The sequence below is a fragment of the Olsenella sp. oral taxon 809 str. F0356 genome (assembly GCF_000233535.1).
In the GTDB taxonomy this organism is placed as follows: domain Bacteria; phylum Actinomycetota; class Coriobacteriia; order Coriobacteriales; family Atopobiaceae; genus Olsenella_I; species Olsenella_I phocaeensis.
Window position 1 is genome coordinate 1,517,267 of the sequence record NZ_JH376563.1, and the last position, 13,557, is coordinate 1,530,823.

Genomic DNA, 13,557 nt, shown 5'->3' on the forward strand with positions numbered 1-13,557 from the left:
GAGCCGCGTCAGCGGCTCCCGGGCGTCACGCTCGTTGGTAGCTGTGCTACTCGACGGTGATGGCGCTGACGGGGCAGTTGTCGGCGGCCTCCTGGGCGCTGTCCTCGTTCTCCTCGGGGACCTCGTCGACGATGACCTCGGCGACGCCCTCGTCACCGATGGCGAAGACCTCGGCGCAGGTGGACTCGCAGAGACCGCAGCCGATGCAATCCTCGTTCACAGTTGCCTTCATGGTGGTTTCCTCTCACTCTGAATCCGAACCCAGGCCCCTTACCCAAGTTCTCTAGACCCCTTTGTACTATTACTTCGCCCGGAGCGCTAGTGCCAATGTGGGTAGCGCGCGAGCCACTGGGGCTCGTCCGTCCAAAAGGGACGCCATACGCATGGGCCCACTTCGGGTTGGGCGTGGCGGCCGAAGGTCATCAGCGTCTCATGAATCCGCAACAGCCCAGCTCCGAAAGCGCACGGAACCCCATTGACCGATAAAAGGCCTTGGTCTTCTCGTTGTCGTCGGTCGCAAGCTCTATCTGGCGCACGTCGCCATAGCGGTCGAGCACGGCCTCGACTAGTGCCGTGCCGACTCCCTGCCGCTGCCTCTCGGGGTAGACCAGGACATCCTGGATGAACACAATGGTGAAGCCGTCGCCGACGGCCCTGATGACGCCAAGCAGCTCGTCGCCTTCGTAAGCGGCCAAAACCAGCAGAGAATGCACGAAGCCGTTTCGCAGAGCTGCGGGGTCTCTCGTGTATGCCGTCCAGCCCACCGCATCATAGAGCGGCTGTATCTCGTCCTCGCGATAGTCCGTGTACTCCCTTATCTCCATCTGCCACCCCCAGATTCCGACTTCCCCTGCGGCGTCCGGCCCACAGCACGAGCCCCAAGGCACCATCCGGCCTCTTAGAGGCCCTCGGGCCTCAGCCCCGGGCCCTCGACAGCAATGTCACGCACTCGACGTGGAAGGTCTGGGGGAAGAGGTCCACGGGAGTGATGCGGACGGGGGAGAAGACCCCCCTCTCCCCGAAGCGCGCGAGGTCGCGCGCGAGCGTCGCCGGGTCGCACGAGACGTAGGCGATGGCGCGCGCCGGCTGCTCGCTGAGCCGTTCCACCACGTCCTCGGCAAGCCCTGCCCTCGGCGGGTCCACCACGATCACGTCCGCATCGGAGTCCGGGAACTCGCGCCCTGCGTCCCCACCCACGGCGTCGACGTTGTCGAGCCCCGCTCGCTCGAGGTTGCGCCTGAGGTCGCGGACGGCGGGTCCGTATGACTCGACGGCGTCCACCCATGAGACGCGTCGCGCCAGGGGCAGGGTGAAGGTGCCCGCCCCGCAGTAGAGGTCCATGGCGACGTCGCCCTCGTCTGGGTCGAGCCCCTCCATCACGAGTTCGACCAGTCGCTCGGCGCCCTTGGTGTTGACCTGGAAGAAGGAGGGGGCGGAGAGGAGCATTGTCCCACCCGCGACCTGCTCGCCCCAGCAGCCCGCGCCCGAGAGCCGCTCCACGCCCGTCACGCGCCGGGCCTTCTTGGGACCCTTGGTGAGCACGCGCACGACCGAGTTCGCCCTTGTCGCCTCCTGCAACACCTTCGCGACCTGCGCCCGGGGGAAGGGGCCGGGATCGGTCCACAGGGCAATCTCGACCTCGCGCGTGCGACGGGAGGCCCTGATGCCCACGCGGTCGATGTCGAGCCCGTGGGAGTTGGAGAGGTAGCTCAGCGCGCCGGCGACGGACTTGGTGAGCTTGGAGTGGCGGGCGTCGAGGAGGGGGCAGGAGTCGACCTTGACCACACCCGTCCCGGACCTGTCATGCATGCCGATCAGGCTGCGCCGTCCGTGACGCTCGAAGGCGAGCTCGACCTTGTTGCGGTACCCCCAGCGCTCGCCGGGGGACTCGCAGGGCGCGACCAGCGACTCAGCCCGAGCGGGGTCCATGTGGCCGATCCTCACCAGCGCGTCCACCGCGCTGGAGCGCTTCTGCTCCAGCTGGGCGCCCTCGGAGAGCCCCGCCCAGGGACAGCCGCCGCAGACCGGGACGAGGGGGCAGGCGGGGCGCACCCGCATCTCCGAAGGCTCGAGCACCTCGGTGACGACTGCGTGGGAGAGGCTCTTGCCGTCCTGGTCCACGCGTGCGCGCACCAGGTCCCCGGGAACGCCACCGCTCACGAAGACCGCCTTCCCGTCGTCGCGATGGGCGACGGAGTCGGGCCCGTAGGCCATCCTCTCGACCCTGAGCGTGAGCTCCCCTCGCACCTCTTCTGCCACCGGTTTCCCTCCAAGGCTCGTGTCCCGGTCACTTCCGGGTCCCAGAAGATTCTAGCAACTGGCGACCGCCCGCCTCCCGCCCGGAGTGGCGTGATTCGCAGTGGTGAATGAAAATGAAAATCTATAGTATATTTATGGAAGGTATATTAGATTGAGTCAAGGGGGTGAATAGGCGTCTTAAGTTCAAAAAATAATTTAGGAAATCAGAAAATTAGTTTTGCCAAATCATAAAATAGCAGGTAAATATAGGTGATAATCAAAGCAAGAAATAATGGTGCTACCGCTTAGGGATCCAAAGGGACCGTTCCCGCGAAAGTCGCGATTGTGGGTGAGACGCATAAATTGATTGGATATAGTCTGTCTTGGCGTTATTCTGGTCTCGCCGGGATGCCTCCCGTGCGAGAGGACTATCGGTCTAGTGCCAGACACTGTGCTGGCACAGAAAGAGTAGGAGGAACCATGGCTAACGGGCTTTATGTCCACAGCGAGATTGGCCCCCTGAAGAAGGTCCTGCTTCACCGCCCTGGCGAGGAGCTTCTCAACCTTCCCCCCGACGAGCTGGGTCGTCTGCTCTTCGATGACGTGCCCTTCCTCGAGGTGGCCCAGCAGGAGCACGACCGCTTCGCCGAGATTCTGCGCGAGCAGGGCGCCGAGGTCCTGTACCTCGAGAAGCTGGTCGCCGAGGCCCTGGACGCCGCCGGCTCCCGCGAGGAGTTCACCGAGCAGTGGCTCGGCGAGTCCGGTCTGCGCGGCACCCACACCCGCGCCACCGTCAAGGAGTTCATGGACTCCATCACCGACACCCAGGCCTTCGTCGAGAAGTGCATCGCGGGCATCCGCAAGAACGAGCTCGAGCTTCCCACCAAGTCGAGCAACCTCCTTGCCGACCTCGTGGGCTATGACCAGGACAGTGAGTCCGACCTCCTGATCGACCCCATGCCCAACACCTACTTCACCCGCGACCCCTTCGCGATCGTGGGCAAGGGCGTCAACCTGAACCACATGTTCTCGGTGACCCGCAACCGCGAGACCCTCTTCGGCAAGTACATCTTCCGCGACCACCCCGACTACAACGACGCGCCCCTGTGGTACCGCCGCGACTCCGCCTACCACACCGAGGGTGGCGACGTCCTCAACATCAACGCCCACACCCTGGCCATCGGCATCTCGCAGCGCACCCAGGCAGCCGCCATCGACGCGCTCGCCCAGCACATGTTCTGGGAGAAGGGCGACGAGTGCGAGATCGACACGATCTATGCCTTCAACATCCCCGTGTCCCGTGCCTTCATGCACCTCGACACCGTCTTCACGCAGATCGACGTCGACAAGTTCACCATCCACCCGGGCATCATGGGCACCCTGCAGGTCTTCAAGCTCACCAAGGGCGCCTCTGAGGGCGAGGTCAAGATCGAGGAGATGAACGACACCCTCGAGCACGTCCTGGCCAAGGCCATGGGCCTCGATGCCGTCAAGCTCATCAAGTGCGGTGGCGGCGACCCCGTCGCGGCGGCCCGCGAGCAGTGGAACGACGGCTCCAACACCCTTGCTGTCGCACCTGGCAAGATTTGCGTCTACCAGCGCAACACCGTCACCAACGACGTGCTCTACAAGGAGGGCCTCGACCTCCTCGTGGTTCCCTCGGCCGAGCTCTCCCGCGGCCGCGGCGGCCCCCGCTGCATGAGCATGCCCTTCGCCCGCGAGGACATCTAGCCTCCTAGGCAATCCCCCGAATCCGGAGATGACCCCGTCGTCTCCGGATTCGGGCTGTACATCGGTTCGTTACCCCGGTTTTTAGGTGCCGGCGACATGAGGCCGCCGGCAGACAGAAAGGACAACGCATGGGCGTCAACCTCCGCGGCCGCAGCTTCCTCAAGCTCCTCGACTACTCCTCCGACGAGATTCGCTACCTTCTCAAGCTCTCCGCCAACTTCAAGGACATGAAGCGCGCCGGCGTGCCCCATCGCTACCTCGAGGGCAAGAACATCGTCCTCCTCTTCCAGAAGACCTCCACGCGCACCCGCTGCGCCTTCGAGGTCGGCGCCTCCGACCTCGGCATGGGCGTGACCTACCTCGACCCCAACTCATCGCAGATGGGCCACAAGGAGTCCACCGAGGACACCGCCCGCGTCCTCGGCCGCATGTTCGACGGCATCGAGTACCGCGGCTTCAGCCAGGCCCAGGTCGAGGAGATTGCCGAGAAGAGCGGCGTGCCCGTGTGGAACGGCCTCACCGACGACTTCCACCCCACGCAGATGCTCGCTGACATCCTCACCGCCCAGGAGGAGTTCGGCCAGGACCTCCGCGGCCGCAAGCTGACCTTCTTCGGCGACTGCCGCAACAACGTCGCCAACTCCCTCATGGTCGTCTGCGCGAAGCTCGGCATCAACTTCTGCGCCTGCGGACCCAAGGAGCGCATGCCGGAGGACGAGCTCGTCGCCACCTGCCGCGAGATCGCCGCGCAGAACCACTGCGAGGTCGTCCTCACCGAGGATCCCCACGAGGGCGCCAAGGACTGCGACGTGCTCTACACCGACATCTGGGTGTCGATGGGTGAGTCCTACGACCTCTTCGGTGAGCGCATCAAGCTCCTCTCGCCCTATCGCGTGACCAAGGAGCTCATGGCCGAGGCCAAGCCCACCGCCATCTTCGAGCACTGCCTGCCCTCCTTCCACGACACCAACACCACCCACGGCAAGGAGGTCGCCGAGGAGTTTGGCATCACCGAGATGGAGGTCACCGACGAGGTCTTCGAGGGGCCGCAGTCCCGCGTCTTCGATGAGGCCGAGAACCGCATGCACACCATCAAGGCGGTCATGTACGCCACCCTCTGCTAGACGGCTCCGCCCCGACCTCCCCGCCATTTGGCGGGGAGGTTTTTTCTGGTGGGGGGAGAAGGTCCCCTCCCTTACTTTTTTGCAGCCGTCCTATCAGTTTTTCTTTGCGATGCGACGTTTAGATTCACGAATATATGCAGTTTGTTGATTGTGGAGCATATGTGGATACAGAAGCGTCGCTTGTCTTTCGCTTTTGGTCAGAGCAAGGTCCTTACCCCGTCCAAACTGCGACTTTGTTGCCCTAAGTCCAGTAGTCCATGAGCTTGAAAGGGTGTGAAATCTGGCAAAGGGTTCTTGTTAAAGATGACTGGCAGCGTCATACCATTCGGGGACTATTGAATAACGCTCACCCTTTGCCGATTTGCCCCCGCATTCAAGATTTGTACAATCTTGGGAGAACTTGCGGGATTTCTGTTCAGTTTTGGTTTCGTAAGGTTTTCTGTTCCATACGACAGGCGTCTTGGACGCCGAAAGGAGTTGCGGTCATGTCAGATTCGACAGCGCAGCCTAAGAAGAAGAGGGAGATGCTCTCGTCCTTCTCCATCATCTTCATCCTCCTGGCGGTCGTGGCCGTCATCACGGTCATCCTCTCCGGGTCGACCGACGCCGTGACCGGCGCCACCCTGGCGGACTTCGTCATGGCTCCCGTCAAGGGCTTCGGCGACGCCATTGACGTCTGCCTCTTCGTCATCGTCCTGGGCGGCTTCCTCGGCATCGTGAACAAGACCGAGGCCCTCACCACCGGCATCAACGCGCTGGTGCGCAAGATGAACGGCAACGAGCTCAAGCTCATCCCCATCCTGATGCTGCTCTTCGCCGTCCTGGGCTCCACCTACGGCTTCTGCGAGGAGACCGTCGGCTTCTACGCCCTGCTCTCCGCGACCATGATGGCCGCCGGCTATGACTCCCTGACGGGCGCCATGATGATCCTGCTCGGCGCCGGCGTCGGCTGCCTCGGCTCGACCGTCAACCCCTTCGCCACCGGCATCGCCTCCTCCGCGCTGGTCGACATGGGCATCGCCGTCGACCAGGCCGTGGTCATCGGCCTTGGCCTCGTCCTCATGCTCGTCACCTGGGCCATCGCCGTCTTCTTCGTCCTGCAGTACGCCAAGTCCGTCAAGGCCGATCCCTCCCGCACCCTCATGAGCTCCTCCGAGCTCGCCTCCGCCGAGGAGTCCTATGGCACGGGCGAGGGCGAGGCCGTCAAGGCCGAGCTCACCGGCAAGCAGAAGGGCGTCCTGGTCTTCTTCGCCGCCGCGTTCCTCGTGATGATCATCGGCTTCGTGCCCTGGGAGGACCTCGGCGTCGACGCCTTCGTGGCCGGCTCCGCCTCTCACGACGAGACCACCGAGGTCACCGCCGCCGACATCGTCGAGCAGTACAGCAGCGACAAGCTCGGTGACCTGACGCTCAGCCCCGAGTCCGTCACCGGCGAGCTCAGCTCCTCCGTTACCGACAACGCCGGTTGGTCCGCCTTCCTGACCGGCACTCCGCTCGGCCAGTGGTACTTCGCCGAGTCCACCACCTGGTTCCTGCTCCTCGCCATCATCATCGGCATCGTGGGCGGCCTCTCCGAGCACGAGATCGTCAACGAGTTCATGGCCGGCGCCGGCGACATGATGTCCGTCGTCCTGATCATCGCCGTCTCCCGTGGCGTCTCCGTCCTCATGAGCTCCACCGGTCTCTCGGACTACTTCCTGAACGCCGCCGCCGAGGGCCTCTCCGGAACCTCCGGAATCGTCTTCACCATCGGCTCCTACCTGCTCTACTTCGTCCTGTCCTTCCTCATCCCCTCGACCTCCGGCATGGCCACCGTCTCCATGCCCATCATGGGGCCCCTGGCCGTCAAGCTGGGCTTCAACCCCGCGGTCATGATCATGATCTTCTCCGCCGCCTCCGGCGCCGTGAACCTGATCACCCCGACCAACGGCGCGATTATGGGTGGCCTGGCCCTCTCGCGCATCGAGTACGGCACCTGGGTCAAGTTCGCGATCAAGGTCGTCGCGACCATCGCCGTGGCCTCCATGGTCATCCTCGCCATCGCGATGCTGGCCATCCCCGCGGCCGCGTAGGTCAGACCCACATCGTGCTTCGGCTGGGAGGGCGTCCCTTGGGCGCCCTCCCTTCTTGTGCGGGAACCTCCTCGGGCCTATGCTTCTGGAAGCCGCCGCCCTTCCTCGGGTGGGGCCGGAGGGGGGAGGGGCATGACCGATGCGGAGCTCTACAGGGTGGCCCTTGACAGCGCGCTCGAGCTGCCTGGGAGCGTGGCGGGCTGCTTCTCTGACGGATGGGAGGACGTGCGCGTCTGCGGCAAGTGGTTCGCCCTCCTGACCGACCACGGCGGACAGCTCGTGAACCTCAAGGCCGAGCCGGACGACGTGCTCGAGCTCACGCATGCGTATCCCTCCATCACACCCGGCTACCACATGAACAAGCGGCACTGGGTGAGCCTGAGGGCGGGGGAGGACCTGGACGAGGCGCTGGTCAGGAGGCTGGTCACCGACTCCTACCTTCTCGTGGTGTCCAAGCTCCCCAAGAGGCTGAGGCCCGTCGACCCCGACTCTTTTCCGCGCGGGTGACCCGGGGACTCGGGCATCTAAGCACAAGCAAGCAGACCGAACGAGAGGGGACACGACATGGACAAGGAACTCTTCGACTACACGGCCCAGAAGGTGGACGAGCTGCTCGCCGCCTCGTCGAGCTCCGAGGGCACGCTGAAGGCCGCCCAAACCTGGAAGGACGCCGTGGCGGGCGGGATCGACGACGAGGCACTCGACGCGCAGACCAAGCTCCTCCTGGACGCCTTGGACGAGCATCACACCACCATCGACGAGGTCATTGCGTTCGCGTCCGGTCCGGCCCGCGAGCTCTTCGGCGAGGAGGCCGCAGGCCAGCTCCTGGTCCACCAGCAGGAGCGCAAGGCCGAGGGCGCCCGCTACTGCGACTGCGCCGCCTGCACGGCCGCCCAGGAGCTCCTGGCGCGCCACGGCCGCCCCGTCCTGTAGGCCGCCTGTTGCCCATGGCCTGACGCCCAGGCAACTGGACGACACGAGGGGTATCTCGCTCGAGCGTGCTGGGGCGGGGTACCCCTCGGCTTCTATGGCCCTTGCCGCCCTACGTGAGGCTAGGCGGGCCGAAGCTGCACCTCGGCCCCCAAGGGCTTGAGGTGGCCCCTCCGCACGAAGTAGCGGCCGTCCTCGAAGAAGACGGTGCGCCTCGCGCCTCTGCGCCCCAGCACGAGCTCCCAAGCCCGGAAGGGGCGCACCCCCGGTCGTGGCGCGGGCGAGACCTCCCTCGTGGAAGTCACCTGCAGGCTGCAGGCGTGGGGTTGGTAGGGCCAGTGGAGGGCCGTGAACTCCTGGTTCCCGTTGGTGTCCACGAAGAACGAGACCGCCACGTAGGCGCGGTCCTCCTCGTGGGGTGGCGTCACGTACACGGCTCCTGCGCCCCTCTCCACAGATACGAACATCTGTACTGCAACTGACCCTTAGGCTAGCAGCGGGGTGGGACGGGAACACCTGCGCGTCGCGGGTGGGGGAGTCGCACAGAAAAAAGTCCCGCCCCGCGTCGATGTCCGAGGACTGGCGCGGGGCGGGAGGGTTGCCGGCGCGTGGGGATGCGAGGTCCTAATAGACCATGCCCATGGCCTCGCGCACCTCGTCGAGGGTCTGGTCGGCGATGGCGTTGGCGCGGGCGTTGCCGTCGCGCAGCACGTCCCTCACGTAGTCCAGGTCCTGCTCGAAGGCGTGCCTTCGCTCGCGGATGGGGGCGAAGTAGTCGTTGACGGCCTGGGTCACGTACTTCTTGAGCTGGCCGGAGCCGCCCATGCCAATCTCGTCGGCTATCTCCTTGGGGTCGCGGCCCGTGCAGATGCCCGCGGTGGTGAGCAGCGCCGCCACGCCGGGGCGCGCCTCGGGGTCGAAGGTGATGTTGCGCTCCGAGTCGGTCTTGGACTTCTTGATGAGCCGCGCGGTCTCGTCCGCGCTCATGCAGAGCGAGATCGCGTTGCCATAGCTCTTGCTCATCTTGCGACCATCCAGGCCCGGGAGCAGGGGGGTGGAGGTGAGGAGTCCCGCCACGCTGGGGAACACCTTGCCATAGCGCTCGTTGAAGCGGCGGGCGATCTTGTTGGTGACCTCGATGTGGGGGAGCTGGTCGCGGCCCACGGGGACGACGTTGCCCTTGCAGAAGAGGATGTCGCAGGCCTGGTGCACGGGGTAGGTGAGGAGGAGCCCGGTGAGCGCGTGGCCCGAAGCCTCCTGCTCGGCCTTGACGGTGGGGTTGCGCTCCATCTCGGCCTCGGTCACCAGCGAGAGGAAGGGCAGCATGAGCTGGTTGGCGGCGGGGACGGCGGAGTGCGCGAAGATCATGGTCCTCTGGGGGTCGATCCCGCAGGCGAGGTAGTCCATGACCATGTTGAAGACGTTGTCCTGGATGTGCTCGGTGCTGTCGCGGTCGGTGATCACCTGGTAGTCGGCGATGATGATGTTGGTGCGCACGCCCATGTCCTGCAGGCGCACGCGCTCGCGGATGGTGCCGAAGTAGTGGCCCAGGTGGAGCCTGCCGGTGGGCCGGTCGCCCGTGAGCATGTTGTAGCTCTGGGGGCGGGCCTCGAGGTCCTCCTGTATCTGGTCGCTGCGCCTGAGCGCGGCCTCGTAGCTTCCCTCGTTGGGCATGGGTGCTCCCTCGCGTCGTGTCTGCAAACTCCCCTATGGTACGGCAAGGCCCCAGGCCAGCGCCAGCGGGACGCGAGGGCGGCCGTCGCGTCCCGACTGGCTGCCGACGTGCGGCGGCTAGCGCATGGGCGGGCTCTCCCTGAGGACGGCGCGCGCCTCGGGCCATCCGGGGCACCAGCGGTCCATGAGGGCGTAGAAGCGCGCGCCGTGGCTGGGCTCGAGGAGGTGGCAGAGCTCGTGGGCCACGACGGCGTCCAGGCAGGCGAGGGGTCGCAGCGCGAGCTCGGTGTTGAGGGTGATGGCGGCGGTGCGGACGTTGCAGGAGCCCCAGCGGCTGCTCATCCAGCGCACGCGGAGCAGGCTGCAGCGGACCCCCATCTCCGCCTGCCGGCGCTCCAGGAGGGGGAGCGCGGCCTCCTTGAGCTCCCCCTTGAGCCAGGGAAGGAGGAGCTGGCGCAGCTCCTCGCCGGCGGGCCGCCAATCGGCGAGGCCAGGCTTGCCCAGGTCGTCCGGCCGAGGCGCGTGCGGACGGACGACGAGCTCGCCCGCGACCCTCTCGACCTGGGTGTGCCGTCCGGCCGCCGGCTCCACCCTGAGGGTGACCCGCTCGCCCAGGAGGTCGAGCGCGCCGCCGTCTTGCCAGCGCTCCCGCTCGGCCCTGTCCCTGAGTCCGTTGCGCTCCAGACAACCGTCCACCCAGGCCCGATGGGCACGGACAAAGCGGGCGAGCTCGTCCGCCGGCACCCGCGACGGGGCGCTCAGGCGCACGCTGCCGTCGGGCCTCACCCTGAGGCTGACGCGACGCACGCCTCCCCGAACGAGCTCGACCTCCAGCCCGTCCACCTCGAGCGTTCTGCTGGTGGACACATGCCCCCTTCGGTTTCCATGGCGCTTCGCATGCGCATCAGGCTGCGCGATGTGCCAATATTGTAGTGTTGGCAGGCGAGAGGGGAGCACCATGGCGAGCAGTTACGGCGAGGATGCCAGCAAGAGCGCTCTGAGGGAGGGCTACCTGGCGATTCGTGACCGGATTGCGCCAAGCCATCGCGAGCGCCTGGACGCTGAGATACGAGCCCACCTCCTGGCCCTTCCCGCCTATGCCGAGGCGCAGCTCCTGCTCTCGTACGTTCCCTTCAGGGACGAGATAGACACCCGCCCGATCATGGAGCGCGCCTGGGCGGACGGGAAGCGCGTCGCCCTGCCGCGATGCGTGCCCGGGTCGGTGTCGCTCCAGTTCTTCGAGGTGACGAGCCTCGACGGGCTTCGCCCCGGAGCGCGCGGCGCCCTCGAGCCGCCGGCGCGGGGGGAGGCGCTCACCGCTCGGCAGATGCTGGGCTCCGTCTGCCTCGTTCCCGGTCTCGTGTTCGACGCGGACGGATACCGGATCGGCTACGGCGCGGGCTACTACGACAACTTCCTCGCCGTGTACCCGGGCACGAAGGTGGGGCTCGCCCACAGCATGCAGGTGAGCGGGAACCCCCTTCCCGCAGACGAGCACGACATAGCCGTCGACGTGCTGGTGAGCGACGGCGCGGTCTGGAGCTGCCGTCGCTGGTAGGGAGGGCGCGGGAGACGCGAGCCGGGCGCGACCGAGAGGGGTGCGCCCCTTGGCCAGACCTCCTTGCCCCGGCCGTCCCGCGGCTAGCCGCGGGTGATGCCCAGGTGGTCGGCAAGGATGCGGATGGCCTCGCGATATCCCCCTATCCCCATGCCCGAGACCGTCTCGATGCAGGCGGCGCGCACGTAGGAGCGCCGGCGGAAGTCCTCGCGCTCCTCGAGCCTCGAGATGTGGACCTCGACCGCGGGGATGCCGACCGCCTTGAGCGCGTCGAGCAGGGCGATCGAGGTGTGGGTGTAGGCCGCTGGGTTGATGACAATGCCGTCCGCGCTCCCGTAGGCGTCCTGGATGGCGTCGACGAGGTCGCCCTCGTGGTTTGACTGGTAGCAGTCGCAGTGGGCGAACCCCTCCTCGCGAGCCGCGTCCGCGCAGAGCTCGAGGAGGGCGGCGAAGTCCTCCCGGCCATAGATGCCCGGTTCCCTGATGCCCAGCATGTTGATGTTGGGCCCGTTGATGACCAGGAGGCGGGGGCCGTCCTCGTCCTCGTAGCCGTCGAAGTCATCCGCCTGGGGCGCGTCATCCATGCCGCTCAGGAGCGCCTCGATCTCATCGGCGCCCTCGGCCTGGTGGCTGTGGAAGGCCGGGTCGCTGAAGCTGGGGCGGGAGTGACGCTCGCCGACGGCAGCCTCGACCTGACGGGGGACGGGGTCCGCCGCGGGCGTGGCCACGTCGGGGTGGGAGGAGCGCCTACTGGGGGTGAAGCTCACCTGCAGGGGGCTCCCGCCATGGCTGAGGTCCGCGAAGGGGGTCTCGTAGCTCGCGGGCAGCCCGGTGAGCTCCGCGAAGGACTCGAAGACCTGGCCCACCGAGTTGGGCCCGAAGACCACCTCGATGCCGTCGCTGCCGCGTCCCACGATGCCTAGGACGCCCTCGACCTTGCAGAGCGCGTTCTTGTCGACGAGGGATGGGTCCCTCACGACGAGGCGCAGGCGCGTCATGCACAGCGTGTTTGCCGTCACGTTGGGGGTGCCCCCCACGAGGTCGAGGACCTCAGACGCCGTCTCCCTGCTGGTCATGCGCGAACCTCCCTGATCCTTCGTCCGATGGCGGCAGGGCGCTCGCCGTCGGACGGTGCGACATACAGACTTTAGCCCACAAAGGAAGGGTGCCGTGGCACCTTGCGCGCGAGCGGGGCTAGGGGGCGGTGGGCGGAAGCAGCCCCAGCAGGCGGGCGACGAGGCGCGCGTCCCCCGCCGCGCTGCCAGTGCAGCGGATGGAGAGGTCCGCCCACTGGCGGTAGAGGGGGTCGCGCTCCCGGGCGAGCGCCTCGACCCCCCGCGCGCCCGAGAGGGGACGGCCCGCGCTCGAGAGCTGGTCGAGGGGGCGCTCCAGCAGCACGATGCTCGCGTTCTGGTGCAGGAGCCCGTAGTTTTGCTCCCTCGTGACGATGCCGCCCCCGCAGGCGATGACCAGGCCGGAGCGCCTTCCGTAGCTGCGCGCGACCTTGGTCTCCTCCTCCCGGAACGCCTCCTCGCCCCTGAGCGAGATGAGCTCCGCGGCGGACATGCCCAGCTCGATCCTGAGGGCGTCGTCCAGGTCGACGAAGGGCCGCTCGAGGAGGCGCGCGAGCGCCCGGCCGGCCGTGGTCTTCCCCGCGCCCGGCATGCCGATGAGGCAGACGTTGGCGCTCGCGCGCATGACCTCGCCCTCCACGGCGCGTGCGAGCCCCTCGTCGATCGGCCTTCCCTGGAAGAGCTCGGAGGAACGCAGCGCCTGGCCCACGAGCATGGGGAGCCCGGTGGCACAGGGCAGCCCCAGGCGCTCGGCGGCAAGGCAGATGCCCGTCCTGAGGGGGTTGTAGACGACGTCGAGCACGCCCCTGAGCCCCGGCATCCGACCGAGCTCCCCCCGTCCAGCGGGCTTGCGGGGCAGTCGGGATACATTCCGACGGGCGTGGCGTTCACCACGAGCGCGGCGTCTGGGTGCCTCCCGGCGAGACCGTCGTAGCGCTCCTCTCCCGTGCGCGAGACGACCACCGCCTTGGCGCCGGCGTCGGCGAGGGCGGCCTGCACGGCCTGGCTCGCACCCCCGGACCCGAGCACCAGCGCCTCGCGGCCGCCGAGGATCCCCTCGGGCTCGCCTCCCAGCCGCTCCAGGCAGAAGCGTCGGAGCATCCAGGCGAAGCCGGCGAGGTCGGTGTTGTGGGCGAGGATGCGCCCGCCCCTCCTCA

The 13,557-nt window shown here is 66.9% G+C and carries 14 protein-coding genes; 6 read left to right on the top strand and 8 right to left on the bottom strand.

Annotated elements, in window-relative coordinates; genetic code table 11:
* Positions 1-46 precede the first annotated feature (46 nt).
* From HMPREF1008_RS06820 to rlmD, 3 genes are all read right to left on the bottom strand, one after another.
* Entirely contained in the window at positions 47-232 is a 186-nt protein-coding gene (locus tag HMPREF1008_RS06820; protein ID WP_009279127.1) for a ferredoxin, read from the bottom strand.
* Positions 233-422: 190 nt separating this feature from the next.
* On the bottom strand, positions 423-824 hold the full coding sequence (locus HMPREF1008_RS06825; RefSeq protein ID WP_009279128.1) for a GNAT family N-acetyltransferase: 402 nt from the start codon (positions 822-824) through the stop codon (positions 423-425).
* A 91-nt stretch (positions 825-915) separates the two neighbouring features.
* Positions 916-2,259, bottom strand: coding sequence for a 23S rRNA (uracil(1939)-C(5))-methyltransferase RlmD (gene rlmD / locus HMPREF1008_RS06830; RefSeq protein WP_009279129.1), 1,344 nt, complete (start codon positions 2,257-2,259; stop codon positions 916-918).
* Between the two features lie 459 nt (positions 2,260-2,718).
* Between rlmD and arcA the strand changes: the two genes are divergently transcribed.
* The 5 genes from arcA (at position 2,719) to HMPREF1008_RS06855 (ending at position 8,098) form a co-directional block, all read left to right on the top strand.
* Positions 2,719-3,969, top strand: a complete 1,251-nt coding sequence (gene arcA, locus HMPREF1008_RS06835; RefSeq protein WP_009279130.1) for an arginine deiminase — start codon at positions 2,719-2,721, stop codon at positions 3,967-3,969.
* 128 nt (positions 3,970-4,097) lie between these two features.
* Positions 4,098-5,093 carry an ornithine carbamoyltransferase gene (gene argF / locus HMPREF1008_RS06840; protein WP_009279131.1) on the top strand — a complete coding sequence of 332 codons (996 nt, stop codon included), beginning with the start codon at positions 4,098-4,100 and terminating at the stop codon, positions 5,091-5,093.
* A gap of 485 nt (positions 5,094-5,578) precedes the next feature.
* Positions 5,579-7,165 (top strand): YfcC family protein, encoded by a 1,587-nt coding sequence (locus tag HMPREF1008_RS06845; protein WP_009279132.1) that lies wholly within the window; start codon positions 5,579-5,581, stop codon positions 7,163-7,165.
* A 132-nt stretch (positions 7,166-7,297) separates the two neighbouring features.
* Complete coding sequence (locus tag HMPREF1008_RS06850) at positions 7,298-7,672, top strand: MmcQ/YjbR family DNA-binding protein (RefSeq protein WP_009279133.1); 375 nt, start codon at positions 7,298-7,300, stop codon at positions 7,670-7,672.
* Positions 7,673-7,729: 57 nt separating this feature from the next.
* Complete coding sequence (locus HMPREF1008_RS06855) at positions 7,730-8,098, top strand: hypothetical protein (RefSeq protein WP_009279134.1); 369 nt, start codon at positions 7,730-7,732, stop codon at positions 8,096-8,098.
* Between the two features lie 119 nt (positions 8,099-8,217).
* Here the strand turns inward: HMPREF1008_RS06855 and HMPREF1008_RS06860 are convergent, their stop codons facing one another.
* From HMPREF1008_RS06860 to HMPREF1008_RS06870, 3 genes are all read right to left on the bottom strand, one after another.
* Positions 8,218-8,562 (bottom strand): hypothetical protein, encoded by a 345-nt coding sequence (locus tag HMPREF1008_RS06860; protein WP_156797622.1) that lies wholly within the window; start codon positions 8,560-8,562, stop codon positions 8,218-8,220.
* Positions 8,563-8,719: 157 nt separating this feature from the next.
* Positions 8,720-9,769 (bottom strand): tryptophan--tRNA ligase, encoded by a 1,050-nt coding sequence (trpS, locus tag HMPREF1008_RS06865; protein WP_009279136.1) that lies wholly within the window; start codon positions 9,767-9,769, stop codon positions 8,720-8,722.
* Positions 9,770-9,886: 117 nt separating this feature from the next.
* A complete protein-coding gene (locus HMPREF1008_RS06870; RefSeq protein WP_009279137.1) occupies positions 9,887-10,636 on the bottom strand; it encodes a M48 family metallopeptidase in 750 nt (249 codons plus the stop codon).
* 91 nt (positions 10,637-10,727) lie between these two features.
* Between HMPREF1008_RS06870 and HMPREF1008_RS06875 the strand changes: the two genes are divergently transcribed.
* Positions 10,728-11,327 carry a 5-formyltetrahydrofolate cyclo-ligase gene (locus tag HMPREF1008_RS06875; RefSeq protein WP_009279138.1) on the top strand — a complete coding sequence of 200 codons (600 nt, stop codon included), beginning with the start codon at positions 10,728-10,730 and terminating at the stop codon, positions 11,325-11,327.
* A gap of 83 nt (positions 11,328-11,410) precedes the next feature.
* On the opposite strand, the gene HMPREF1008_RS10250 is transcribed toward HMPREF1008_RS06875, so the two are convergent.
* Positions 11,411-12,403 (bottom strand): type II 3-dehydroquinate dehydratase, encoded by a 993-nt coding sequence (locus HMPREF1008_RS10250; protein WP_009279139.1) that lies wholly within the window; start codon positions 12,401-12,403, stop codon positions 11,411-11,413.
* Between the two features lie 118 nt (positions 12,404-12,521).
* Entirely contained in the window at positions 12,522-13,220 is a 699-nt protein-coding gene (locus HMPREF1008_RS10895) for a shikimate kinase (protein WP_009279140.1), read from the bottom strand.
* Positions 13,221-13,557 lie beyond the last annotated feature (337 nt).